This is a genomic window from Mycolicibacterium pallens (genome assembly GCF_019456675.1).
Classification (GTDB): domain Bacteria; phylum Actinomycetota; class Actinomycetes; order Mycobacteriales; family Mycobacteriaceae; genus Mycobacterium; species Mycobacterium crocinum.
In genome coordinates this window covers 5,386,154-5,410,931 of sequence record NZ_CP080333.1, presented here as the reverse complement: position 1 = coordinate 5,410,931, position 24,778 = coordinate 5,386,154, and the positions used below count along the sequence as shown (strand labels likewise).

Annotated in this window: 24 protein-coding genes; 12 read left to right on the top strand and 12 right to left on the bottom strand. The window is 68.2% G+C overall.

Annotation, left to right across the window (positions count from 1 at the left end; genetic code table 11):
• The first annotated feature begins 34 nt into the window (after positions 1-34).
• The gene (locus K0O64_RS26420; protein ID WP_071950270.1) at positions 35-967 is read left to right on the top strand and encodes an NAD-dependent epimerase/dehydratase family protein; all 933 of its coding nucleotides are present in this window, start codon (positions 35-37) and stop codon (positions 965-967) included.
• On the opposite strand, the gene K0O64_RS26415 is transcribed toward K0O64_RS26420, so the two are convergent.
• Genes K0O64_RS26415 through K0O64_RS26395 form a run of 5 tightly spaced genes read right to left on the bottom strand, consistent with a single transcriptional unit; the run spans position 964 to position 8,536 of the window.
• Positions 964-1,302: a DUF2304 domain-containing protein gene (locus tag K0O64_RS26415; RefSeq protein WP_071948895.1), complete on the bottom strand. Its 339-nt coding sequence runs from the start codon at positions 1,300-1,302 to the stop codon at positions 964-966. The genes K0O64_RS26420 and K0O64_RS26415 overlap by 4 nt on opposite strands.
• Positions 1,299-2,000: a polyprenyl-phospho-N-acetylgalactosaminyl synthase PpgS gene (gene ppgS / locus K0O64_RS26410; RefSeq protein ID WP_071948896.1), complete on the bottom strand. Its 702-nt coding sequence runs from the start codon at positions 1,998-2,000 to the stop codon at positions 1,299-1,301. Before ppgS ends, K0O64_RS26415 begins: the two co-directional genes overlap by 4 nt.
• A gap of 25 nt (positions 2,001-2,025) precedes the next feature.
• Positions 2,026-3,270: a polysaccharide biosynthesis protein gene (locus K0O64_RS26405; RefSeq protein WP_071948897.1), complete on the bottom strand. Its 1,245-nt coding sequence runs from the start codon at positions 3,268-3,270 to the stop codon at positions 2,026-2,028.
• Positions 3,267-4,604 carry a M1 family metallopeptidase gene (locus K0O64_RS26400; RefSeq protein ID WP_071948898.1) on the bottom strand — a complete coding sequence of 446 codons (1,338 nt, stop codon included), beginning with the start codon at positions 4,602-4,604 and terminating at the stop codon, positions 3,267-3,269. The genes K0O64_RS26405 and K0O64_RS26400 overlap by 4 nt, the downstream gene beginning before the upstream one ends.
• Positions 4,601-8,536: a Pls/PosA family non-ribosomal peptide synthetase gene (locus tag K0O64_RS26395; RefSeq protein ID WP_083542818.1), complete on the bottom strand. Its 3,936-nt coding sequence runs from the start codon at positions 8,534-8,536 to the stop codon at positions 4,601-4,603. The genes K0O64_RS26400 and K0O64_RS26395 overlap by 4 nt, the downstream gene beginning before the upstream one ends.
• A gap of 212 nt (positions 8,537-8,748) precedes the next feature.
• Between K0O64_RS26395 and K0O64_RS26390 the strand changes: the two genes are divergently transcribed.
• The 3 genes from K0O64_RS26390 to K0O64_RS26380 all read left to right on the top strand — a co-directional run bounded on the left by K0O64_RS26390 (position 8,749) and on the right by K0O64_RS26380 (position 10,699).
• On the top strand, positions 8,749-9,717 hold the full coding sequence (locus tag K0O64_RS26390) for a TerC family protein (RefSeq protein WP_071948899.1): 969 nt from the start codon (positions 8,749-8,751) through the stop codon (positions 9,715-9,717).
• Positions 9,718-9,797: 80 nt separating this feature from the next.
• A complete protein-coding gene (locus K0O64_RS26385; protein WP_071950272.1) occupies positions 9,798-10,199 on the top strand; it encodes a hypothetical protein in 402 nt (133 codons plus the stop codon).
• Between the two features lie 128 nt (positions 10,200-10,327).
• Entirely contained in the window at positions 10,328-10,699 is a 372-nt protein-coding gene (locus K0O64_RS26380; RefSeq protein ID WP_071948900.1) for a SpoIIAA family protein, read from the top strand.
• A gap of 75 nt (positions 10,700-10,774) precedes the next feature.
• Here the strand turns inward: K0O64_RS26380 and K0O64_RS26375 are convergent, their stop codons facing one another.
• Positions 10,775-11,383: a TetR/AcrR family transcriptional regulator gene (locus tag K0O64_RS26375; protein WP_071948901.1), complete on the bottom strand. Its 609-nt coding sequence runs from the start codon at positions 11,381-11,383 to the stop codon at positions 10,775-10,777.
• Positions 11,384-11,460: 77 nt separating this feature from the next.
• Here K0O64_RS26375 and K0O64_RS26370 point away from each other — a divergent pair, with 77 nt between their 5' ends.
• Positions 11,461-12,306: an alpha/beta fold hydrolase gene (locus K0O64_RS26370; protein WP_071950273.1), complete on the top strand. Its 846-nt coding sequence runs from the start codon at positions 11,461-11,463 to the stop codon at positions 12,304-12,306.
• Here K0O64_RS26370 and K0O64_RS26365 read toward each other — a convergent pair.
• The 3 genes from K0O64_RS26365 to K0O64_RS26355 form a co-directional block, all read right to left on the bottom strand.
• On the bottom strand, positions 12,303-13,253 hold the full coding sequence (locus K0O64_RS26365) for an alpha/beta hydrolase (RefSeq protein ID WP_071948902.1): 951 nt from the start codon (positions 13,251-13,253) through the stop codon (positions 12,303-12,305). The two genes, K0O64_RS26370 and K0O64_RS26365, sit on opposite strands and share 4 nt — an antisense overlap.
• An 11-nt stretch (positions 13,254-13,264) precedes the next feature.
• Complete coding sequence (locus tag K0O64_RS26360) at positions 13,265-13,801, bottom strand: 2-oxo-4-hydroxy-4-carboxy-5-ureidoimidazoline decarboxylase (RefSeq protein WP_071948903.1); 537 nt, start codon at positions 13,799-13,801, stop codon at positions 13,265-13,267.
• A gap of 83 nt (positions 13,802-13,884) precedes the next feature.
• A complete protein-coding gene (locus K0O64_RS26355) occupies positions 13,885-14,373 on the bottom strand; it encodes an inorganic diphosphatase (RefSeq protein ID WP_071948904.1) in 489 nt (162 codons plus the stop codon).
• A gap of 163 nt (positions 14,374-14,536) precedes the next feature.
• Between K0O64_RS26355 and dacB the strand changes: the two genes are divergently transcribed.
• The 6 genes from dacB to K0O64_RS26325 are packed head-to-tail and all read left to right on the top strand — an operon-like array spanning position 14,537 to position 19,472.
• Positions 14,537-15,922: a D-alanyl-D-alanine carboxypeptidase/D-alanyl-D-alanine endopeptidase gene (gene dacB / locus K0O64_RS26350; RefSeq protein ID WP_071948905.1), complete on the top strand. Its 1,386-nt coding sequence runs from the start codon at positions 14,537-14,539 to the stop codon at positions 15,920-15,922.
• The gene (locus tag K0O64_RS26345) at positions 15,919-16,965 is read left to right on the top strand and encodes an Rv3626c family coenzyme F420 biosynthesis-associated protein (RefSeq protein ID WP_071948906.1); all 1,047 of its coding nucleotides are present in this window, start codon (positions 15,919-15,921) and stop codon (positions 16,963-16,965) included. Before dacB ends, K0O64_RS26345 begins: the two co-directional genes overlap by 4 nt.
• The gene (gene tilS / locus K0O64_RS26340; protein ID WP_071948907.1) at positions 16,944-17,906 is read left to right on the top strand and encodes a tRNA lysidine(34) synthetase TilS; all 963 of its coding nucleotides are present in this window, start codon (positions 16,944-16,946) and stop codon (positions 17,904-17,906) included. Before K0O64_RS26345 ends, tilS begins: the two co-directional genes overlap by 22 nt.
• A gap of 33 nt (positions 17,907-17,939) precedes the next feature.
• The gene (hpt, locus tag K0O64_RS26335) at positions 17,940-18,515 is read left to right on the top strand and encodes a hypoxanthine phosphoribosyltransferase (RefSeq protein WP_071948908.1); all 576 of its coding nucleotides are present in this window, start codon (positions 17,940-17,942) and stop codon (positions 18,513-18,515) included.
• A 36-nt stretch (positions 18,516-18,551) separates the two neighbouring features.
• Positions 18,552-19,007 (top strand): helix-turn-helix domain-containing protein, encoded by a 456-nt coding sequence (locus K0O64_RS26330; protein WP_071948909.1) that lies wholly within the window; start codon positions 18,552-18,554, stop codon positions 19,005-19,007.
• A gap of 9 nt (positions 19,008-19,016) precedes the next feature.
• A complete protein-coding gene (locus tag K0O64_RS26325; RefSeq protein ID WP_071948910.1) occupies positions 19,017-19,472 on the top strand; it encodes a VOC family protein in 456 nt (151 codons plus the stop codon).
• Here the strand turns inward: K0O64_RS26325 and K0O64_RS26320 are convergent.
• From K0O64_RS26320 to K0O64_RS26310, 3 genes are read right to left on the bottom strand one after another with little or no spacing between them, the layout of a single operon-like run.
• Positions 19,465-20,178 carry an SIMPL domain-containing protein gene (locus K0O64_RS26320; protein ID WP_071950274.1) on the bottom strand — a complete coding sequence of 238 codons (714 nt, stop codon included), beginning with the start codon at positions 20,176-20,178 and terminating at the stop codon, positions 19,465-19,467. The genes K0O64_RS26325 and K0O64_RS26320 overlap by 8 nt on opposite strands.
• A gap of 19 nt (positions 20,179-20,197) precedes the next feature.
• A complete protein-coding gene (locus tag K0O64_RS26315) occupies positions 20,198-21,379 on the bottom strand; it encodes an LLM class flavin-dependent oxidoreductase (RefSeq protein WP_071948911.1) in 1,182 nt (393 codons plus the stop codon).
• Positions 21,376-22,266 carry an alpha/beta fold hydrolase gene (locus tag K0O64_RS26310; RefSeq protein WP_198044347.1) on the bottom strand — a complete coding sequence of 297 codons (891 nt, stop codon included), beginning with the start codon at positions 22,264-22,266 and terminating at the stop codon, positions 21,376-21,378. Before K0O64_RS26310 ends, K0O64_RS26315 begins: the two co-directional genes overlap by 4 nt.
• Positions 22,267-22,440: 174 nt before the next feature.
• Here K0O64_RS26310 and ftsH point away from each other — a divergent pair, with 174 nt between their 5' ends.
• Positions 22,441-24,771, top strand: coding sequence for an ATP-dependent zinc metalloprotease FtsH (gene ftsH, locus K0O64_RS26305; protein ID WP_071948913.1), 2,331 nt, complete (start codon positions 22,441-22,443; stop codon positions 24,769-24,771).
• Positions 24,772-24,778 lie beyond the last annotated feature (7 nt).

The window sequence follows — 24,778 nt, the reverse complement described above, 5'->3', positions numbered from 1 at the left end:
TCGACTGTACTCACCTGCCGGTAGAGTGACCGCCATGCAGGTACTGGTCACGGGGGCTGCCGGCTTCATCGGGTCGACGCTGGTTGATCGCCTGCTCGCCGACGGGCACACCGTCGTCGGGCTCGACGACCTGAGCCGTGGCCGCATGGAGAACCTGGCCGCGGCGAGCGCCGACGCGCGGTTCGAGTTCGTCGAGGCCGACATCGCCGACGCGGACCTGATCGGCCTGTTCTCCAAGCGCAAGCCCGAAGTGGTCCACCATCTGGCCGCCCAGATCGACGTGCGCCGCTCGGTGGAAGAACCCGAGTTCGACGCGGCGGTCAACGTGATCGGCACCGTGCGACTGGCCGAGGCAGCCCGGCGCTCGGGCGTTCGCAAGGTCGTCCACACCTCGTCGGGCGGCTCGATCTACGGGGCGCCGACGAACTTCCCCGTCAACGAGACGACTCCGGTCGATCCCGCCTCGCCGTATGCGGCCAGCAAGGTTGCCGGAGAGATCTACCTCAACACCTTCCGCCACCTCTACGGCGTGGACTGCTCGTTCATCGCGCCGTCGAATGTCTATGGCCCGCGCCAAGACCCGCACGGTGAGGCCGGTGTCGTCGCGATCTTCGCCAACGCGATGCTGGCGGGCCGGCCCACCAAGGTGTACGGCGACGGCTCGAACACCCGCGACTACGTCTTCGTCGACGACGTCGTCGACGCCTTCGTGCGGGCCTCCGGAAAAGGCGGGTGCGGGCAGCGGTTCAACGTCGGGACCGGCGTGGAGACCAGCGACCGGCAGTTGCACTCGGTGGTGGCCAAGGTGGTCGGGGTGGCCGACGACCCGGAGTTCGCCCCGGCCCGGCTGGGCGACCTGAAGCGCTCGTGCCTGGATGTCCGCAAGGCCGAGATGGTGCTCGGCTGGCGCCCGCAGGTACGCCTCGAAGAGGGCATCGCCGGCACCGTCGACTACTTCCGGGGCTAGTGCTCCGGGGTCCGCGCACCCTCCAGCGCGACCGCCCGCGCCAGCCGGGCGTATTTCAGCTCGAGCTCCTTGAACCGCAGATACGTGCTCATCGTCGTGAACACGAACGCGATGATCAGCGCATAGGTGATCAGGTCGGCGCCACGCCGGACCCCGAGGAAGTTGGCCAGCACCGTGGTGTCGTCCGGTCGCAGGATCGCGTATACCGCCAGCACCACGAACAGCACGTAGCCAACCTTGACCCATGCCTTGGCTTTGGCGTTGGTGCGCGAACGCAGCAGGTAGACCAGCAGCGCGATCACCGCGGCGATCAGCAATACCTGGATCCAGTTCATCGGCGCATCCTTCCGCGCAGGAACCCGTCGAAGACGATGTTCACTCCGTTCAGCAGCGGCTGGCCCTTGGACATCGAGTACTCGGTGTAGAGGATCTCGACGGGCTCTTCGGCCACCCGCCAATGGTTTTCGACGATCAGCGTGATGAATTCGGTCGCGTGGCTCATGCCGTTCATCGTGAGGTTGAGGTTGTCGGCGACCGTCTTGTTGAACACCCGAAGCCCGTTGTGCGAGTCGGTCAGGTGCAGCCGGTGACTGCTCGGGCTCAGCATCGCGGCCGCGCGCAGGATGAGCCGCTTCAGCGGCGGCGTGTGGCTGACGGTGGTGCCTGCGAAGCGGGTGCCGATCACGACGTCGACGTCACCCTTGGCCAGCCGGTCGATCATCACGACGACGTCCTTGACGCGGTGCTGGCCGTCGGCGTCGAACGTGACGAACACCGCAGCACCGGGCTGGCTGCGGGCGTACTCGACCCCGGTCTGGATGGCGGCGCCCTGCCCGAGATTCACCGGATGGCGCACCACGTGCGCGCCCGCGCGCAAGGCGATGTCGGCGGTGTCGTCGCTGCTGCCGTCGTCGACGCACACCACGTGGTCGAAGACTTGGCGCAGGTCCGCGATGACGTCGGCGATGACCTTCGCTTCGTTGAACGCCGGCACGATGATCCAGGCGTCGGGGTAAGGCGTGTCGATGTCCACAAGGTACACGCCGAGAACGGTGGGTTCAGCGTGCGGCGCGGCCCAGTGCTGCCAGGTGGACGGCTATTCCGACCAGCGGTCCGCACAGCAGGGCGACCACGGTGCGGTCGGTCAGATCCATCGGCAGGCTCAGCAGCGCTGCCGAGACGACCGTCGCCCCGACCCAGCCGATCGAGTAGGCCCGATGCAGGCCGGCCGCCACCGTCGCAGCCCCGGTGACGGTCAGCAGTGCGATCGCGACCGCGCCCGCGGTGAGCCAGGCCAGCAGCACCCCGCCGGGGCCGTACTCGTCACCGAACGCCACTCGGATCAGCCACGGTCCCAGCAGCCCGGCGGCCACCACCCCGACCGCGCCGAGCACCAGCACCACGGCCGCGGGCGCGATCAACGCCTTGAGCCGGTGGCCGCGATGGTCGACGAAGTGGGCGATCAGGTTGCCCTGCATCGCGGTCAGCGGAACCAGCAGCGGCGCGCGGGTCAGCGTCACCGCGAGGATCACCACGCCGCCTGCCGCGCCGAGGTCATCACCGGAGGTGGCCTTGAGCAGCACCGGGAATCCCATGACGAGGACGGCGCTCGCGCCGGCCGCGGCGATCGAATGACCCGCGCCGCGCAGGAAGGTGGCAGTGCTGCCCGGGGTACGCAGGCCGGCCGCCGTGCGAGCGCCCGGTGACGCCGCCAGTAACAGCAGCCATCCGATCGCACCGGCAACGGTCGCCCACAGGAAACCGTCCAGACCCCAGCCCACCGCGAAGGCCGCCACCGCGACAACCACCCGCATGATGGCGTCGGTGACCATCAAGGCTCCGTAGCCGCCCCAGCGGCCGGTACCGGCGAGCAGACCCAAAAGCGTTGCGTGGATGCAGAATCCGGCCAGCCCTACGCTGAGCAGGATCACCGACAGTGGTCGGGACTGGCTGAACACGTGCGGCGCCCACAGGAACGAGGTGCCCGCCATCACGAGGGCGGCCACCACCCCGACGGCCGTCGCGACTCGCATTGAATGGGTGCGGGGCCCCTCGGCGATCTCGACGTACCCCGCCGAGCGGACTTCGCGGGTGGCCTCCTGCAGCAGCCCGTACGCCGCACCGCCGACCAATCCGAACGCACCCCAGAACACCCCGAATACCGAGAAGCCGGCCGGATCGAGGGCGCGGGCGGCGAGGTAGAGGACCGCGTACCCGCAGACCGCCGAGATCGCGGTGGCCGCACCGACTCTGGCCACACTGCTGCGGGTGATCGCGCCGGTGCCGGCACCCGCGTCCGTCACAGCCGCGGCACCTCGGTGGAGTAAAGCCAGGCATCCCACAGCGGCCGCAACGAGACGTTGGCGTAGTTGGCGGCCAGGCCGGTGAAGTCGTCGGTCACCACGGTGCTGTGCCGGTGCCTGCTGGTCCAATCACGCAGCAGCTCAAAGAAATTGTCGTCACCGAGGGTGTCGCGCAGTACGTGCAGTGTGAGGGCCCCACGCTTGTAGACCCGGTCGTCGAACATGTCCCGAGGCCCGGGGTCGGCCAACAGCAGATTCTGCGGCGAGGATTTCAGCTTGGCGTGATAGTGGTGGGCCCAGTCGTCGGCGGAGCGTCCACCGGAGTTCTCCGACCACAACCATTCGGCGTAGCAGGCGAATCCCTCGTGCAACCAGATGTCGCGCCAGCGGCGCGCGGTCACGCTGTTGCCGAACCACTGGTGGGCCAGCTCGTGGGCGATCAGTCGTTCGGCGCCACGCTTACCGTCGCAGTGGTTGGCGCCGAAGATCGAAATACCTTGTGCCTCAAGCGGTATCTCAAGGTCGTCATCGGTCACCACGACGGTGTAGCCGTGACTCAGCGGGTACGGGCCGAACAGGTTGATGAACAGTTTCATCATCTGCGGCTGCCGGGCGAAGTCATGGTCGAACTCGGGCCGCAACCGGTCCGGCAGCACCGCGTGCATCGGCACCTGGGCCTTGGGCAGCCGCTGGGTGCCGTACATGCCGATCTGCAGCGTGATCAGGTAGGTCGACGTCGGTTCGGGTTGTTCGTAGGTCCACACGGTTTGCGCGGCGCGCACCCGCCGCGACACCAGTTCACCGTTGGCCAGCGCGCGGTAGGGGCTGTCGGTGCTGATCTGGATGCGGTAGCTGGCCTTGGCGCTGGGGTGGTCGTCGCACGGGAACCACGACGCCGCCCCGTTCGGCTGCCCCGCAACCAGTGCACCGTTGGACAGCTCCTCGAAACCGACCTCGCCCCAATAGCTTCGGATGGGTCGCGGGTTGCCGCCGTAGCGCACCGTGATCGACATGGCCGCGCCGGCCGGCAGCGCCGCCGACAGGGTGATGTGCAGCTTTCCGTTCGAGGCGGAGAAGTTCGACGGGCGGCGGCCGTTGACCGTCACCTTCGACACCGACAGCGCGTCGGACAGATCCAGGGTGAACGTCTTCAGCGACGCCAGCGTCGCAGCGGTGATCGTGGCGGTGCCGGTCAGCCGGTTGATCGCGACCTTGTACTCCAGGTCGAGTTCGTAGCGCGACACCCGGTAGCCGAAGTTGCCGTTGTTGGGCAGGTACGGATCGATGACGGGTGGGCCGCCTTTCTTGGCGGCTTTCTTGGTGGGCTGTTTCACGCGGCGTTGTCCCCGGCTTTACGCGAGGTGGTCTCGTCGCGCGGCTTCTTGCGGGAAATGAGCCACGGCGCAATCGGATTGCCCTGCCAGCGAGTGGAGGGTGGCACCTCGTCGCCGCGCATCACCAGCGACGCCGGGCCGACGGTGGCACCGGCGCCGAGCCTGGCGGCGGGCAACGCCACGCAGTGCGGACCCAGCGTGGCGCCCTCCTCGAGCACGACGGTGTCCATGCGCATGATCCGGTCGTGGAACAGATGCGTCTGCACCACGCAGCCGCGGTTGACGGTGCTGGCGCGCTGCAGGGTCACCAGATCCGCCTCGGGCAGCCAGTAGGTTTCGCACCACACGCCGCGACCGATCTTCGCGCCGAGCGCGCGCAGCCACAGGTTCATCACCGGGGTGCCGCTGGCGGCGCGGGCGAACCACGGCGCGGCCACGGTCTCCACGAAGGTGTCCGACACCTCGTTGCGCCACACGAATGATGACCACAGTGGCTGCTCGCCTGCTGGGATATGGCCGACGACAAGCCATTTGGCGGCTACTGCGACGCCGCCGGCGACGGCGCCGGTGATCAGCAAGACCACGCCGCCGGCAAATGCCGCCCAGCCATAGCCGAACTCCGACGCCAGCGCCTGCAGCGCAGCCAGCACCGCGACCCCGATCGCGAACGTGACCATCACCGGGATCAGCCGGCAGGTCTCGACCGCGGCACGCATCACCTTCAGCCGCATGGGCGGGCTGTAGGTCAGCGTTGCGTCGGCTTCGTCGGCGCGGCGGCGCAACCGGATCGGCGGGCTGCCCAGCCAGGAGGAACCGGCCTTCGCCTTGTGTGGGGCGGCCGAAAGCACCGCCACCAGACCGTCGTCGGGAACCCGGCGGCCCGGCTGGGTGATGCCGGAGTTGCCCAGGAACGCACGCTTGCCGACGGTGGCCTTGGCGACATGGATCCAGCCGCCGCCGAGCTCGTAGGAGGCGACCATGGTGTCGTCGGCCAGGAAGGCGCCGTCTTCGACGACGGTGAACTTGGGTGTCAGCAGCGCCGTCGAGATCTCGGTGTTGCGGCCGACTTTCGCACCGAGTGCCCGCAGCCACCACGGGGTCAGCAGGCTGGCATACAGCGGGAACAGGTAGTTGCGGGCGGCGTCCATCAGCCGTTCGGTGGTCCACAGCTGCCAGCCCACCCGACTGCGCACCGGGTGGTAGCCCTCGCGCAGCCCGATCGCGAGGATCCGCACCGCCACTACCGTGAACGCCGCGTAGACGAGCAGCGAGACCAGCGCGGCCACCGGAATCCACGGCGCGGCCGTCGCCATGGCCGAACCCAGCGTCGCGCTGTGCCGGGCCGGCCACACCACGACGCCCAACCCGATGGCCAGGGCCACCAGTGGCACCGCGCCGAGCAGCATCGAGGTCACCCCGTAGGCGGCGACCCACAACGGGGCGCGTGGCGGCCGGTGATCGGGCCATGGATGACGGGCCTTACCGGACTTGATCGCCGGTGAACCCTTCCAGTACTGCCCGTTCTTCACCTTGCCGACGACGCCGGAGCCGGGTGCCACATCGGCGTTCTTCCCGACGACCGCGCCGGGGAACAGGGTGGTGCGTGCCCCGATGCTGACGTCGTTGCCGACGCTGATCGGGCCGACGTGGAACAGGTCGCCGTCGATCCAATGCCCGGTCAGGTCGACCTCCGGTTCGATGGAAACCCGGTGGCCGAGCGTGAGCATGCCGGTCACCGGAGGCGCCGAATGCAGATCCACGCCTTTGCCGACCTTGTTACCCAGCGCCCGTGCGTAGTACACCAGCCACGGGGCGCCGGCCAGGTTCTCCGCGCCGCTGGCGTCGGCGAGGCGTTCGGCCAGCCACACCCGCAGATGTTCGGACCCGCCGCGGCGGTAGGTGCCGGGTTCGAGGCCGGACAGCAGTGTGCGCGCGCCCAGGACGGCGATGCTCATCCGCCCGATCGGGGTGATGAACAAGACGAACGCGACCGCGACGAGCCACCAGCTGACCGGGACCAGCCACGGCAGTGGGTGGACGGCGGCGGCCACGTTGTTGATCAGCGCCAGCCAGGTCACCCATTGCAGGCCGGTCAGGGTGGCCAGCGGCACCGACAGCAGGACCTGGGCCGCCTGCGTCGACACCGGGGTGGGCTTGACGTCACGCGGGGTCACCGCGGCAGACGGTTTCTGCTCGTCGAGGAACTCGGCCAGCGACCCCAGCCGGGGGTGGTCGTAGAGCTGGGCGACGGTCAGCTGCGGGTAGCGCTCGCGCAGCGCGGCCACCAGCTGGGCCGCCGACAGTGAGCCGCCACCGAGGGCGAAGAAGTCCGCTTCCGGACCGTCGACGACCGCGCCGAGCACGTCGCGCCACAGCCCGGCCAGCCATCCCATGGTGCCGCCCAGGTCGGGTTCGGAATCCTGGTATCCCGGCGGCGGCCAGGGCAGCGCATTGCGGTCGACCTTGCCCGAGGTGCGGGTCGGCAGCTCGTCGAGCAACACCAGCCGCGGCACCAAGGCGGCAGGCAGGGCCTGGGCAAGGTGAGCGCGGGCGGCGGTCAGGTCGAAGTCGGGGTTGGCGCTGGCGATATAGCCGACCAGCATCGGGGTGCCGCGGGCGGTCCGGCGCACCGCCGCGGCGCCGCCGCTCACCCCAGGAAGGTGCACCAGCGCGGAGTCGACCTCGCCGAGTTCGATGCGGCGGCCGCCTACCTTGACCTGATCGTCGGCGCGGCCCTGGAAATACAGTCCGTCGGCCTCCAACCGGACCAGGTCACCGCTGCGGTAGGCGCGGGCCCACTCCAGCGTCGGCATCGGCGCGTATTTCTCGGCGTCTTTCTCCGGATCCAGGTAGCGGGCCAGGCCGACGCCGCCGATCACCAATTCGCCGACCTCGCCGATGGCGACCGGAGCGCCGTTGGCGTCGACGACCGCGAGGTCCCAGCCTGGCAGGGGGCGCCCGATGCTGACCGGGCTCCTTCCGTCGAGCCGAGCGGCGCTCGCCACCACAGTGGCTTCCGTCGGTCCGTAGGTGTTCCACACCTCGCGGCCCTCGACGGCGAGCCGCTCGGCCAGTTCGGGCGGGCAGGCCTCGCCGCCGAAGATCAGCAGCCGCACCTGTTCCAGTGCCTCGGCCGGCCACAGCGACGCCAGTGTGGGGACCGTCGACACCACGGTGATGTCACGCGCCACCAGCCACGGACCGAGGTCCATACCGCTGCGCACCAGGGCACGCGGCGCCGGCACCAAGCACGCACCGTAGCGCCACGCCAGCCACATCTCCTCGCACGAGGCGTCGAAGGCCACTGACAGCCCGGCCAGCACCCGGTCGGCTGGTCCGATCGGGTTGTGCTGCAGGAACATTCGTGCTTCGGCGTCGACGAAGGCTGCCGCGTTGCGATGAGTGACCGCAACACCCTTGGGGGTCCCGGTGGAACCCGAGGTGAAGATGATCCAGGCGTCGTCGCGGCCCAGCGGGGCGGTCGCGCGCCATCCGCGTGACGAGCCCGGCCCGCGGGTCAGACCCGCCTCGGTGATCACGGCGACGACGCCGGCCTCTCCGAACACCAGCTCGGCGCGTTCGTCGGGATCGTCGGCGTCGACCGGGACATAGGCCGCGCCGGCCGCCAGCGTCGAGAGGATCGCGACGTAGAGGGCGTAGCTTCCCGACGGCATCCGGATGCCGATCCGGTCGCCGCGGCCGATGCCGCGCGCAGCCAGCCACTCGACGCTTTCCTCGATATCGGCGATCAGCTCGGCGTAGGTCAGCTGCACCGTGCCGTCGTCGATCGCGGCCGCCTCGGGGTAACGGTTCGCGGTCTCGTAGAGGATGTCGATCAGGGTGCGCGGCGGCGGTGCCTGCTCCGACAACAGGTATTGCGGGGGAATTTCCGGCGTCGCCACGACGAGGATCCTAGGCGGCGTCGTTGACATCCCGGTGCCGGACGCGGCCGGTGGATCGGGCCGGGCCTGCGCTCGGTTTGCTGCCCGGCGTACGGACCTGACAGACTGCTGTCAGAGGGGAGTATTCCTTCGCCGCGGTGTCGTCACCACGGCGGCCAACGTCGGCCGTCCGGTGCCGCGGGCCGCGCTCGTTGAGCGGCGGAAGAGACCTCGGACGTTTCGTGACGCCCGGAGGTCTTTATATGAATGTGACGCCGCTCGAATGGTTCATCACCATCGGCGTGACGGTCGCGGTGCTGCTGTTCGATGTGATCTTCGTGGCGCGGCGCCCACACGAACCCACGATGCGCGAGTGCGGCATCTATCTGTCGATCTACATCGGCCTGGCCTTCGCGTTCGGCCTGTGGGTGTGGAACTTCCACGGCGGGCAGTTCGGGCTGGAGTTCTATGCCGGCTGGCTCACCGAATACAGCCTGTCGGTGGACAACCTGTTCATCTTCATCATCATCATGGCCAGCTTCAAAGTGCCGAAGATCTATCAGCAAGAGGCACTTCTCATCGGCATCGTGCTGGCCTTGATCTTCCGCGGCATCTTCATCGCGCTGGGTGCCGTTGCCATTCAACAGTTCTCGTGGATCTTCTACATCTTCGGGGCGTTCCTGCTGTACACCGCGATCCGGCTGGCCCGTGACACCGAGCATGACGACGACGCCGAGAACACCGTGGTGCGGCTGGCCCGCAAGTATGTGCCGAGCACCGATAAGTGGGACGGCCTGAAGCTGTACGTCAAGGAGGGCGGCAAGCGCCTGATGACGCCGATGTTTCTGGTCATCGTCGCGCTGGGCACCACCGACCTGCTGTTTGCGCTGGACTCCATCCCCGCGATCTACGGGCTGACCCGCGAGCCCTACATCGTGTTCACCGCAAACCTGTTCGCGCTGATGGGTTTGCGCCAGTTGTACTTCCTGCTCGGCGATCTGCTCAACCGCCTGGTGTACCTGTCGCAGGGCTTGGCGTTCATCCTGTTCTTCATCGGGGTCAAGCTGGTGCTGCACGCGTTGCACGAGAACGAGTTGCCGTTCATCAACGGCGGTGAGCACGTCCCGGTCCCGGAGATCCCGACGCTGCTGAGCCTGGCCGTGATCGTGCTGACGCTGTTCCTGACGATGGTCGCCAGCCTGGTCAAGACCCGGGTGGTCGACAAACGCTGACTGCGGCCGCGGTGATGCCGTTCGCGTCCGGATGAGCGGAACCATTGCCGGTGGTTCCTCGTGTCCCTAGCGTGGCCGACATGGCGGAGTTACGGGTGTTCATCACCGAGACCGGTGGTGCCTGGACCGAGTTGACCGCGGGCGAACGCCCGGTGGTGCGGTTGAGCGCCCCGGACCTTCAGGAGGCGGCCCGCCGCCGTCGCCGACTGCCGACCGACGTCGCCGTCGTGCTCGATCTGGCCGTGTCGGTAGCCGACGATCCGCGGACGGCGCTGGCGGCGATCTCAGACCACGACGATGCCGACGGTGTGCGCTACGCCGGAACGGTCGACGGGCTGGCCGGGTTGGTCGCCGATCTGTACGTCGCCGGGGTCGCCGACGGGGTGACCCTGATTCCGGTCGGGCCGGACGACGACTGGCCTCCGCGGGCGCGCGCCGCCCTGACTCGAATTCAGGACCGATTGCGGATTTCCGCCGCCTGAAATCGTTCGATCGCCGTTGAGGCAGCACTGAGATCGAAAACGCCGGCTGATCTTCGCTCCCAGCGCTATCTCAACGCCGAGAAGCCGGATTTCCGCCGCCTGAACGCACGCGGTTCTACGCTGAACCGATGATCGAAGTACTTTCCGACATGCCGGAGGGTGTGACGGGGATTCGGGTGTCCGGCAAGGTGAGCGGTGACGATCTGAAGGCGTTCAAGCCTGCGATGGACGACCTGATGAAGCCGGGCGGGGACATCCGGATCGTCGAGGTCATCGACTCCGACTATGAGGGTTTCGGCCGCGGCGGGCTGGTCGAGGATCTCAAACTCGGCTTGGGCACCCTGTTTTCCCGGCACTCCGCCTTCAAGCGCGTCGCGGTCGTCAGTGACAAGGAGTGGGTGGTCCACACCATTCACCTGGTGGGCTGGCTCATGCCCGGTGAGGTCCAGGTGTTCGGGCTCGACGAACTCGACCAGGCCAAGCAGTGGGCGGCCGGCTGAGTCACGTTGATATAGAACTGAGAGCGGTATTTTGGCGAAATTTTCGCTCTCAGTTCTGAATCAACGCCTCAATGCTCACGGCCGACTGGCGAGCATGCCGTTGACGATCCCGTGCAACGCGTTGCGCACTTCGGTGCCGGTGCGGTCGGGATCCTCGGAGTGCGCGATCGTCAGCGCCGCGGCATCGAGCGCGCCGATGAGGATATGCGCCAGCGGACGGACGGGCTGTGTCGCGAGCTCACCGGAGTCCATCGCGGCCTGGAGCAGCTGCTCGGTCATGCCCAGGCTGTAGCGCTCGGCGATGTCACGGAAGCCGTTCCAGCCCAACACATTCGGCGCGTCGAGCAGGATCAGCTGACGGATCTCGCGCTCGGAGCTGATGTCGAGCCAGGCATCCACCGACGCGTGCAGGGTGGCCGCAGGGGTCGGCGGCTGCTCGGTGAGGACCGCGGCGGCCAGGCGGTTCATCACGTCGGCCTCGACGGCCTCGACGACGTCGAGGAACAGCGCCGACTTGTCGGCGTACTGGTGATACATCGCGCCCCTGGTGACACCGGCGCGCTGCGCGATCTCCGGCGTTCCGACGTCGGCATAACCGCGTTCACCCCAGAGTTCGCGCGCGGCGGCGCGCAGTGCGTCCTGTGTTGCTGCCGAGCGCTGCGCCTGGGTGCGTCTGGTGGTCATGTCTTGTATTTCCGTACATCCTGTCGGTATCTTACATGCAGACTGTCTGTTTGTTTGTGGTCATCAAGGGAGATGCCATGCACACCGTAGAACTCAACAGCGGAACCATCCATTACGAAACGGCTGGACCGTCGACCGGCAGGCCACTGGTCTTCATTCACGGCTACGCGATGGGCGGGTCGCTGTGGCGCCCGCTGAGCGCCCGACTGGCCCGGCACGGCCTGCGATGCATCGTCCCGACCTGGCCGCTCGGCGCCCACCAGCAGGCGATGCGTCCGTCCGCGGACATGACCATGCGCGGGGTGGCCGCGATGGTCGCCGAGTTCCTCGACAAGGCCGGACTCGACGACCTCGTCCTCGTCGGCAACGACACCGGGGGAGCCGTCGCCCAGGTGGTGGCCACCGAATTCCCCGACCGGCTCGGCGCGCTGGTGCTCACGAGTTGCGATGCGTTCGAACACTTTCCGCCACCGATCCTGGCACCATTCATCACCGCGGCCAAGGTGCCGCCGCTGTGGCGGATCGCCGTGCAAGGCATGCGGTCTCGCACCGTTCGGCGGCGCGCCTACGGCGCGCTGGCCCACACCAACCTCGACGCGCTCACCGCGGAATGGACCCGCAAGGCCGTTCGCGACCGCGCGATCGCCGAGAACCTGCGCCGCTTCACCGGATCGCTTACCCGGCAAACGACTCTCGAGGCCGCCGCCAAGCTGCCACAGTTCACCAAGCCGGCGCTGATCGCCTGGTCGGCCGATGACGCGTTCTTCCCGCAAGAGGATGGCCGCAGGCTCGCCGCGGCGCTACCCAACTCCCGACTGGAGATCATCGCGGGGGCGCGGACCTTTTCCATGCTCGACCAACCCGATGCGCTGGCCGGTCTGATCGCCGAATTCGCCACCACCGCAAGCACTGTCGGCGGCTAGATCGCCCGCAACCTGCGGATCCGGTCGGCGACCACGCGTTTCGACACCGCCGCGGTAGGTGCCAACGCTTCCCAGGCGTGCGGACAGCCGGGGTGTACGTGTAGCTCGGTGGGCACACCCGCCGCGGAAAGCCTTGCGGCATAAGCGATGTTCTCGTCGCGGAAGATGTCCAGGTCCCCGACGTCGAGGTAGGTTGGCGGCAGTCCGCTCAAATCCTCGGCGCGGGCCGGCGCGGCGTACACCGACGGCTCACCGTCGCCGAGTAGCGCGCCCCAGCCGGTGATGTTGTCGTCGTAGTTCCACGTCAGCACCTCGGCGGGCAGCTCCGGATCAGGGGTGGTGGTGCGGTCGTCGAGCATCGGATAGATCAGCAGCTGCGCGGCCAGCGCCGGGCCGCCGCGGTCGCGGGCAAGCAGGCTGACCCCGGCGGCCAAGCCACCACCGGCGCTGTCGCCGGCGACCGCGATCCGAGCCGGGTTCACCGCGAGTTCGGTCGCGTTGTCGGCCAGCCAGCGCAGCGCGGCATAACAGTCCTCGACCGGCGTCGGGTCCGGATGTTCGGGCGCCACACGGTAATCCACCACCAGCATCGGGACGCCGGAAGCCGCGACGTATGCGCGGACCAGTGCGTCGTAGCCGGGTGCGGTTTCGGCCAGGCCGTGGATCATGCCGCCGCCGTGCAGGTAGAGCACCGCGCTGCCGGACAGCCCCGCGTCGGGGAAGTACCAGGCCAGATCGAGCTCGGCTCCGTCGGCGGTGGTGAGCGTGTGCCGAGCGACGTCGACACCCGAAACGGGAGCCTGGAGGTCGGCGAGCAATTGGAACAACGGCCTGATTCGTTCGCGGCGCGTTGCGATGTCGCCGATCGCGGGCGGTTCGAGTTCGGCGGAGGCCGCCATCAACGGTTGCAGCAGGACTTCAAGCTCGGGATCCAAAGACAGGGCCACGCTTACGAACCCTAGCCCCAGTTGTCGTAGCCACCCTCAGGACCGAGCATCCGCTCGAGTCGACTGCGATTGATGCGGGCGAGCTCGTTGCACACGACCTTGCGTTCGGTTTCGGGGTCGTGGTGCATCCGGTCGCGCACCGCGGCGATGACCGAGCGGGCACACGCCTCGCGGTCCAGTCCGCCGACGTGCATGACGAAGCCGAAACCGAAGTGCTCGGTGTACTCGTTGACCGCGGTCGTGAGTTCGGCCATCACCTCGGGCGAGGAGTCCCACACCGAACACTGCTCGGCCTGCGACTTGGTGCTGCCCGGGCGCCGCCCGACGTGCGGGTAGGCCTGCAGGATGTCGTCGATCGACGACTCCGAGAGCGAGAAAAGGAGGTCGTCGGCTCGGCGGAACAGCTCCGTGCGGTCGGCGTACGGGCGGCCGCGTGTCAGGTCGCGCGCCAGAGTGACGCTGTTGCAGCACTCGTAGAGCGCGTGGACGGCCTTGCTGTCCGGCAGCTCGTTGAAGGCGTCGAGACCGATGCCCTGATGCAACAACACCAGCTCATGATCGAAAAGCCAAAGGACAACCGGGTTACCGATTGTTACGGCCAGGCAAAATTTCTCACCGGGCCGGCCGGCCGTCAGTGATCTGCTTTGGCGAAGCGCTCGCGGGAGCGCTCGACCTCGGCCTCGGCCTCGGCACGGCCGACCCAGTCGGAGCCCTTGACGAACTTGCCCGGCTCGAGGTCCTTGTAATGGGTGAAGAAGTGCTGGATCGAATCGAGTTCGTCCTTCGGGACGTCGCCGATGTCCTGGATGTGATCCCAGCGCTTGTCGCCGGCAGGCACGCACAGCACCTTGTCGTCACCGCCGGCCTCGTCGACCATCTTGAACATGCCGACCGGGCGCACCTCGATCAACACGCCGGGGAACACCGACAGCGGCAACAGCACCAGCGCGTCCAGCGGGTCGCCGTCCTCACCGAGGGTGTCCTCGATGAAGCCGTAGTCAGCGGGGTAGGCCATCGGGGTGTAGAGGTAGCGGTCGAGGCGTACGCGTCCGGTTTCGTGGTCGACCTCGTATTTGTTGCGCTGACCCTTGGGGATCTCGATGGTGACGTCGAACTCCACCGTGCGACTCCTTATTTCCGCTGACTTCTGCCCGGTGGAATATATTCCCGGGTCGCTTCGCTCTTGCCCGCCGAACCGGCGACGCGGCCTACCCTAACGCCCGCGCTGGCCTGCACTGCACGGTGGTTCGGCACAATGAGACGAAACGGAAGTCAGGAGACCGATGAGCCCGACTCGCGGATGGCGCTGGGCCCACGTGGTGCTCGCCGTGGCGGTGATCGTGCTGGTCGCCGCTGTCGTGGCGATAGCCGCCGTCCTGACCCACGGCAGTGACACCAGCAGCGCGCAGGCACCGCCCGGACATGCGCTGGTGACCGCCAACCCCGGCGTTGTCCCGGTGTCGGACTCCGCGCCGGTGCCCACCGCCGCCGGCCTGACCGCCGCGCTGGCGATGCCCGTCGCCGATCCCAATCTCGGCAACGTCACCGGCCGCGTCACCGACGCCAAGACCGGCGACCAGCTCTGGGAGCACCGCGCCGATGTGCCGCTGCTGCCGGCGTCGACCAACAAGACCCTCACCACCGGCGCCGCGCTGCTGGCACTGAACCGCGACGAGCGGGTCACCACGACCGTCGTCGCGGCCGACCAGACCCGCCAGCCCGGTGTCGTGGTGCTCGTCGGCGGGGGCGACCCGATTCTGTCGGCCGCCCCGGCCGGTCAGGAGACCTGGTATCGCGGCGCGGCCCGGATCAGTGACCTCGCCGACCAGGTGCGCAAGAGCGGGATCACCGCGACGGCGGTGCAGGTGGATGACTCCCTGTACAGCGGACCGGATTTCGCGCCGGGCTGGGATCCCGCCGACATCGACGGCGGCGACATCGCCCCGATGCAGTCGGTGATGATCGACGCCGGCCGCATCCAGCCGACCACGGTCGACTCGGCGCGGTCCCGGACCCCGGCCCTGGACGCCGGGCGGGCCCTGGCCACCGCGCTGGGGGTCGACCCGGCAAAGGTCACGATGGCGCCCGGGCCGCCGACCGGCAGGCAGCTGGCCTCGGTACAGGGCGCGCCACTGATCGAGCGGCTGCGGCAGATGATGAACGCCTCCGACAACGTGATGGCCGAGTCGATCGCCCGCGAGGTGGCGAAGGCGACCGGTCGCCCGATGAGCTTCGCCGGGGCGGTCGACGCGATCACGAACAAGCTGTCCGGCGCGGGCGTGGACATGACCGGCGCCGCACTCTTCGACTCCAGCGGCCTGTCGACTCTGGACCGGCTGACCGCCAAAACCCTCGACGAGGTGGTCCAGGCCGCGGCCGGACCGGACCAGCCGGCCATGCGCCCGCTGCTCGACGTCCTGCCGGTCGCTGGCGGCAGCGGCACCCTCTCGGATCGCTTTCTCGGCGGCGACCCCAAGGTGTCGTCGGCCGGCTGGCTGCGCGCCAAGACCGGGTCGCTCACCGCGATCAACTCGCTGGCCGGGGTGGTCACCGACGCCAGCGGCCGGGTGCTGACGTTCGCCTTCATCTCCAACGACGCCGGGCCGATGGGCCGGGTGGCCCTCGACGCGCTGGCCGGCGTCCTGCGCACCTGCGGCTGCGGCTCATGAGCTCACCTACGACGGTCGGGCGTGCCGTCGACTGGGCGTTCGCCGGGAACGTCGGCGCGCGGCTGGCCCGGCCGGGTCCGTCGGCCACCGACTACACCCGCAACCAGGCCGTCGATGAACTGGCCGTCGCGGCCCTTAAGGCCGAAGGCCCCGTCCGCGAGGTGACCAGGATGGGTGGCGACGCCCCCGTACCCGAGGCGCGCATCGTCGACCGACAGGGCTGGATCCGGGCGGCATCGGACTCGATGCGGGTGATGACCGGCGGCACCGACAAACCGAGCAACCCGATCACAGGCCGCATCACCGGCGCGCAAACCGGTGCGGTGCTGGCGTTCATCTCCTCGGGGATCCTCGGCCAGTACGACCCCTTCGCCGACACCGGCACCGACGACGGCTTGCTGCTCCTGGTCTATCCGAACGTGATCGCCGTCGAGCGTCAGCTGCGGGTGTCCCCGGCGGACTTCCGGCTGTGGGTGTGCCTGCACGAGGTCACCCATCGTGTGCAGTTCTCCGCGAATCCTTGGCTGGCGCAACACATGTCGCAGGCCCTGGGCGTGCTGACCACCGAGGGGTCCGACGATGTGACACAGGTGGTGGGACGGCTGGCGGACTTCGTGAAGAAGCGGCGTTCCGGTGAGCAGGACGCCAACGACGCCGGCATCCTCGGATTCATGCGCGCGGTGCAGTCCGAGCCGCAGCGGGTGGCGCTGGACCAGCTGCTGGTGCTCGGCACGCTGCTCGAAGGCCATGCCGACCACGTCATGGACGCGGTCGGCCCGGCCGTCGTGCCGTCGGTGCAGACGATCCGCAACCGGTTCGACCAACGCCGCCAGCGCAAGCAGCCGCCGCTGCAGCGGCTGCTGCGGGCGCTGCTCGGGGTGGACGCCAAGATCAGCCAGTACACCCGCGGCAAGGCGTTCGTCGACCACGTGGTGGACCGGGTCGGGATGGACCGGTTCAACACGGTGTGGACCAGCGCGGAGACCCTGCCGCTGCCCGACGAGATCGAAGACCCGCAGCGGTGGATCGACCGGGTGCTGTAGCCGCACTGCGGGCCAGCGTGGCCGGCTTCGCGACCGAGTACCTGCCCGGCGCCACGTCGTGGTGTGTCGCGCTGTCCGGTGGGCCCGACTCACTGGCCTTGGCGGCCGCGGCCGCGGCGGCACTGCCGACCACCGCCCTGATCGTCGACCACGGTTTGCAGCCCGGTTCCGGCGAGGTCGCCGAGACCGCCCGCAGGCAGGCCCACGACCTCGGCTGCGTGGACGCCCGCGTGTTGCGGGTGCGGGTCGGTACCGACGGCGGCCCGGAGGCCGCCGCCCGCGCCGCCCGCTACGCCGCATTGGACGCTGCGCGGGCCGATGCACCCGTGCTGCTGGCGCACACCCTCGACGACCAGGCCGAGACCGTGCTGCTGGGGCTGGGCCGCGGCTCGGGCGCGCGGTCCATCGCCGGCATGCGCGCCTGCGACCCGCCGTGGTACCGACCGCTGTTGGGTGTGCGCCGCGGCGTCACACATGAGGCGTGCGCCGAACTGGGCCTCACGCCATGGGACGACCCGCACAACCATGACCCCCGCTTCACCCGGGTGCGGCTGCGCACCGAGGTGCTGCCCCTGCTCGAGGACGTGCTCGGCGGCGGCGTCGCCGAGGCGCTGGCCCGGACTGCCGCCGCGTTGCGCGAAGACACCGACGCCTTGGATTACTGGGCGGCGCTGGCGCTCGAGGACACCGACGTGGGGGATACCGTCGCCGTCACCGCCCTGGCTACTCTGCCCACTGCCGTGCGGCGCCGGGTGATCCGCGGCTGGCTGCTGCGCGGTGGCGCGGCCAACCTCACCGACAAACAGATCCGCGCGGTGGACGCGCTGGTCACCGCCTGGCACGGGCAGGGCGGAGTGGCGGTCGGTTCGGACCTGCGACAGCAAAGATTGTTCGCGGCCCGGCGTGACGGCAGGCTGACGATGTACACGCAGCCGGTATGAGATTGGTTGTAAAGCCTTGCTCCTGGATACAGTGTGGACGTGTCGGCGCACGAGCTGTATCCCGGAGACATCCAATCGGTCCTGTTGTCCGAAGAGCAGATTCACGCCCGCACGGCGGAACTGGCGGCGTCCGTCGGCCGCGACTACGCGGATTCGCTGAACGGTCAGGACCTGCTGCTGCTGACGGTTCTCAAGGGTGCGGTGATGTTCGTCACCGACCTGGCGCGCGCGATCCCGCTGCCCACCCAGCTCGAGTTCATGGCGGTCAGCTCGTACGGATCGTCGACGTCGTCGTCCGGGGTGGTCCGCATTCTCAAGGACCTCGACCGCGACATCCATGACCGCGATGTGCTGATCGTCGAGGACATCGTCGACTCCGGGCTGACGCTGTCGTGGCTGCTGCGCAACCTGGCTACCCGCCACCCCAAGTCGCTGCGGGTGTGCACGCTGCTGCGCAAGCCGGACGCCGTGCGCGCCGACGTCGACATCGAATACGTCGGTTTCGACATCCCCAACGAGTTCGTCGTCGGCTACGGGCTGGATTACGCCGAGCGCTATCGCGATCTGCCGTTCATCGGCACGCTCGAGCCGAAGGTCTATCAGGTCTAGCGCTCTTGCGCCCCTGCGCGGCGCATACTGACGGCCATGCCCGTACGCGCATCGGACGACGTGCTGCGCCACCTGTGCCGGGCCCGTGATCACGCCGACCGGCACTACGATCAGCCGCTCGATCTCGAACAGCTCGCCGCGGTCGCGGGCATCAGCAAGTACCACTTCCAGCGGCTGTTCACGGCAACCTACGGAATGTCGCCGGCCGAGCATCTGTCGCGCCGACGGGTGGAGCGCGCGCAGGACCTGTTGCGCGCCACCAATCTGACGGTCACCGAAGTCTGTATGGCCGTGGGCTTTTCGAGCCTCGGTTCGTTCTCGACGAGATTCAGTGAACTCGTCGGTGTCAGTCCCAGCGAGTTTCGCCGCCGCTACGCCGATGGCGCGCCGCGGATCCCGGGCTGCTACCTGTTCATGGCCGGCCTCGCCGAGCGATACCCACCGGCCGAAAGCGCAAGCGAGGAGAAGCCGTCCGGCATGGCACGCGCCTAGCGTGGGGTCATGATCACGAACATCTCGCTGGTATCCGTTTTCGTCCGCGACATCGACGAGTCACTCGCCTTCTACACCGACGTCCTCGGCTTCGAGGCCAAGGACGATCTGCAGCTCGGCCCCGGCTTTCGTTGGTGCACAGTGATTCACCCGAATCAGCCCGAGCTGCAGGTGCATCTGACCACCCCGAGCAAGCCGCTGTCCGACGACCTGATCGCGGCCTTTCAGCGGGCGCAGGCGGCCGGTGGTCTGCCCGGTCTGGGCCTGGCCGTCGACGACTGCCGCGCGACGTACGAACAGCTGAAGGCCAAGGGTGTCGAGTTCCTTCAGGAACCGGAAGAACGGCCGTACGGCGTGGAGGCGCTGATGCGGGACAACTCCGGAAACTGGATGGTGCTGGTCGAAGCACGCCCGTACACGCCGGAGGACTTCGACGGCTTCGCCGAGGCGAAGGCGACTAGCTGAGCTCCCACACCGCCGTCACCGAGAAGCCCACCGTCTGCTGGCCGGGCGACAACGGAACGGAACTGGCCATCGCCCCGCGTGGCATCGGCGTCGGGGGAGTGGGTGGGGTGCCGCCGGGCGCCTCGGAGATCGAAATGATCTTGCCCAGCGACAACCCGGACAGGTCCGCGTATTGCTGGGCGCGCTGCTTGGCGTCGTTGAATGCGCGCGCTCTGGCATCGCCGACCAACTTGGCGTCGTCCTCGATGGAGTAGCTCACCGAGTTGATCCGAGTGGCGTCACCGCCGGCGTTGACGATGTTGGCCAGTACCTGCGAGGCGGTGTCGAGCTTGCGGATCTTGATCTGAATCGAGTTGCTCGCGCGGTAGCCGGTGATCACCGAGTTGTCGCTGTACTGCGGCTGCAGGCTGACCTGGGTCGTGCTGATGTCCTTGCCGTCGACGCCGCTGGCGTTGAGCGCATTGAGCACCGCGTTCTGGCGGTCGTTGGCCTGGTTCATCGCCGTGGTGACATCGGGTGCGGCGGCCTCGACGCTGACGTCGGCGGTGAGGGTGTCCGGCACGCCCTTCACCTCGCCGGATCCGACGACGGTGACCTGTCGCGGGTTGGCGGGAACCGCGGGGGCCGAATCGCAGCCGGTGAGGACGGCGGCGGCCACACCCGCCGAGGCCAGCGCAACAATGACACGACGTCCGGCGATGGGCATGGAAGACACCGTAGCGTGCCTAAGCCTGCTCGCCCGCGTGCTCGCCGATCGCCTTCATGATCGCCTCACCGGCGCGGCCGAACAGATCGTTGCGTTTCTGCTGCGCCCATTCGTGCGATGCGCGCGGCGCGTGAAGTTGACCCTTGAAGTGCGGCATGACTTTTCGGGCGAAAAGCTCGTACGAGTGATAGGTGGCCTGCGGGTCGGCCCAGTCGTGGCCGAGCATCAGGAACGTGCCGAAGCCACCGGAGCGGTCCAGCAGGTCGGTGATGTAGGCGATCGCATCGTCGGGTGTGCCGATGCAACAGTTACCGCCGGCGGCGTAGTCGGCGACGAACTGCCGCGGCGACTGCTCGGCCGCTTCAACCTCGTTGGACAGCGGCACGAACCCCGCTGCCCCGAAGTAGTTCGCGAAATCCTGCAGCCCGTAGGTGCAGTCGTCGATCGCCTGATCGCGGGTATCGGCCAAATGCATGATCCCGAGCACCCGCCACGACGAGCGGTCGGGTTCGGGCCTGCCCGATTTGGCGGCCTGGTCGACGACGATGCCCCAAACGTCTTCCAGCGCCGCGAAGCCGCCGGGCACCGACATCGACAGCGACAGCAACGAGGTGCCCAGCTGTCCGGCGAGTCGCGGTCCGGACGGGGAAACCATTGCCGCCGTTGAGATTTCCGGATACGGCCAGGTGTAGGGCCGGATGTGCAGCTGCGCATCGCGCAGGGTGAACCAGTCCGAATGCCGGTCGATGCGTTCGTCGGGTCCGGCGCGGAACAGCGCCAGGATCGCATCGAGCGACTCCTGCATCATCCGCCGCTGCTCCACCGGATCGATACCCATCATGTAGGCGTCCGACGGCAGGGCGCCGGGCCCGGTGCCGAAGATCACCCGCCCGCGGGTCAGGTGGTCGAGCAGCACCCAGCGGTCGGCCACCATCAGCGGGTGGTGGTACGGCAGCGACACCACGCCGGTGCCCAGCTTGATGTGCTTGGTGCGCTCTGCGGCCGCGGCGATGAACACCTCCGGGCACGCGATCAGCTCGTAGCCACCGGAGTGATGCTCGCCGAACCAGGCCTCGTCGAACCCGAGCCGGTCCAGGGCGACGGTCCGCTCCAAGTCGTATTCCAGTGCGACGGTGGGGGATTGGCCGACCGGATGGAACGGCGTGATGAACACCCCAAAATTGAGCGGCCTGCCCGTCATGACGACTCCACTTCGCGTAGGAATTCCAACAACATTCGGTTCACGTCGTCAGGGCGCTCCTGTTGCACCCAATGCCCGGCACCGGAGATCCAGCGCTCGGTGTACGGCCCGGCGACCACCTCGCGGGCGCGGGCCGGATTCATGGTCGGGCCGATCGGATCGGCGGTACCGCCGATGAACAGCGCGGGCACGGTGATGCGGGCGTCGACCAGCGTGGGCGTCGACTCCCAATTGCGGTCGTAGTTGCGGTACCAGTTCAGCGCGCCGGTGAATCCGGTCCGGCCGAACTCACTCACGTAATGCGCGAGCTCGTCGTCGCTGATCCACCCGGGCGGTGCGTCGGGGGAGAGATCGTCGAACATCCCGCGCATCGTCGCGGCGACGTCGGCTGCCATCTCGGCGTCGGCGACACCCGGCTCCTGGAAGCGCAGCATGTAGAAGTCTTCGCCGAACTTCTCCCGCCACCGCTCGGTGGGACGGGTCCGCGCCCGGGGGATCGGCGGGACGGACAGGCCCGCGACCGCCCGCACCCGGTCCGGATGCAGCAGCGCGGTGTGCCACACCACCATCGCGCCCCAGTCATGGCCGATGAACACCGCCTGCCGGGCGCCGATGTCGTCGAGCAACGCCACCAGGTCACCGGTGAGATGGTGGATGTCGTAAGCCTCGACCGCCTCGGGCGCCGACGAACCGCCGTAGCCCCGCTGATCGGGGGCCAGCACGTGATAGCCCGCGTCGGCGAGAACCGGGATCTGATGACGCCAGGAGTACGCCAGCTCGGGGAAGCCGTGCGCCAGGATCACCACCGGGGCGCCGGGGTCACCGGCCTCCAACACCCGCAACCGGACGTCGTCGACGTCGACTAACCGCTCGGTCTGCAGCGACACCGTGCCAGGAAAGCACAGCTTCGATTCGCCCGGAAGTGCCGATTCGGCGCACAGCGAACACCAACCAAAGCCTGACGGAAACCGTGTGGGGACTTGCCGACGTTGTCCTAGCGGTAGCCTGAACTATCCCAGCTGCGCATATCGGAAGGACCGGGCCGTAACGGCCGATGCTTGATGAACCGCAAAAACGTGATCCGCACACTCACGGTGATCGCCGTAGTGCTGCTGCTCGGCTGGTCGTTCTTCTATTTCAGCGACGACACCCGAGGCTTCAAACCCATCGACACCTCGGTGGCGATGTCGCAGATCACCAGTGACAACGTCAAGAGCGCGCAGATCGACGACCGCGAGCAACAGCTGCGCCTGGAGCTGAAGAACGGCAACGGCGACACCGACAACTCGAACAAGGTCATCACCAAGTACCCGACCGGGTACGGGGTCGACCTGTTCAACGCCTTGAGCGCCAAGAACATCAAGACCAACACCGTGGTCAACCAGGGCAGCATCCTGGGCTCACTGCTGGTGTACATGCTGCCGCTGCTCCTGCTGGTCGGCTTGTTCGTGCTGTTCTCCCGCATGCAGACCGGCGGCCGGATGGGCTTCGGCTTCGGCAAGTCGAAGGCCAAACAGCTGTCCAAGGACATGCCGAAGACGACGTTTGCCGACGTCGCCGGTGTGGACGAGGCGGTCGAGGAGCTCTACGAGATCAAGGACTTCCTGCAGAACCCGTCGCGGTATCAGGCCTTGGGCGCCAAGATCCCGCGCGGTGTGCTGCTCTACGGCCCGCCCGGTACCGGTAAGACGCTGCTGGCCCGCGCGGTCGCCGGCGAAGCCGGAGTTCCGTTCTTCACGATTTCAGGTTCGGACTTCGTCGAGATGTTCGTCGGCGTCGGCGCCTCCCGCGTGCGCGACCTCTTCGAGCAGGCCAAGCAGAACAGCCCCTGCATCATCTTCGTCGACGAGATCGACGCGGTCGGCCGCCAGCGCGGCGCTGGCCTCGGCGGCGGCCACGACGAGCGGGAGCAGACGCTGAACCAGTTGCTCGTCGAGATGGACGGCTTCGGTGATCGGCAGGGCGTCATCCTGATCGCGGCCACCAACCGGCCCGACATCCTCGACCCCGCGCTGCTGCGTCCCGGCCGCTTCGACCGGCAGATTCCGGTCACCAGCCCCGACCTCGCCGGCCGCAAGGCCGTGCTGCGTGTGCATTCGCAGGGCAAGCCGATGGCTCCCGACGCCGACCTCGACGGGCTGGCCAAACGCACCGTCGGCATGTCCGGCGCCGACCTGGCCAACGTCATCAACGAGGCTGCGCTGCTCACCGCCCGCGAGAACGGCACCGTGATCACCGCGGCCGCGTTGGAAGAAGCGGTCGATCGGGTGATCGGCGGACCGCGCCGCAAGGGCCGCGTGATCAGCGAACTCGAGAAGAAGATCACCGCGTATCACGAGGGCGGCCACACCCTGGCGGCCTGGGCGATGCCCGACATCGAGCCGATCTACAAGGTGACGATCCTGGCCCGCGGCCGCACCGGCGGTCACGCCGTCTCGGTGCCCGAGGACGACAAGGGCCTGATGACCCGCTCAGAGATGATCGCCCGCCTGGTGTTCGCGATGGGCGGCCGTGCCGCCGAGGAACTGGTATTCCGCGAGCCGACCACCGGCGCGGTGTCCGATATCGACCAGGCCACCAAGATCGCCCGCGCGATGGTCACCGAGTACGGCATGAGCGCCAAGCTCGGTGCGGTGAAGTACGGCACCGACCACGGCGACCCGTTCCTGGGCCGCACGATGGGCACCCAGTCCGACTACAGCCACGAGGTGGCCCGCGACATCGACGACGAGGTGCGCAAGCTCATCGAGGCCGCCCACACCGAGGCGTGGGCGATCCTCACCGAGTACCGCGATGTGCTCGATACCTTGGCCGGTCAGCTGCTGGAGAAGGAAACCCTGCACCGCAAGGAGCTGGAAGCCATCTTCGGTGAGGTGAAGAAGCGGCCGCGCCTGACGGTGTTCGACGACTTCGGTGGGCGTATCCCGTCGGACAAGCCGCCGATCAAGACGCCGGGCGAGCTGGCGATCGAACGCGGTGAGCCGTGGCCCAAGCCGATGCCGGAGCCGGCGTTCAAGAAGGCGATCGCCCAGGCCAGCGCAGCGGCTCAGGCTCAGCAGGCGCGTAGCGGGAACGGCGGAAACGGCAACGGTGCCCACACCGGCCAGCAGCCGCAGCCCGGCTCGACCCAGCCGGATTACGGCGCTCCGGCCGGCTGGCATGCACCGGGCTGGCCGCCGCCGCAGGGCTCGCAGCAGGGTCATCCGCAGGGCCAGCAAGGCGGGTATTGGTATCCGCCGCAGCAGGGTTGGGGCCAGCCGCATCCGCAACAGGGCCAGCCGTATCCGCCCTATCAGCCGTATCCTTCACCCAGTCATACGGGTCAGCACGCCAAGCCACAGGAAGATTCGGGTGACGACGGGGGCCGGTCGAAGCCACCGTCCAACGGTTGATGACGAA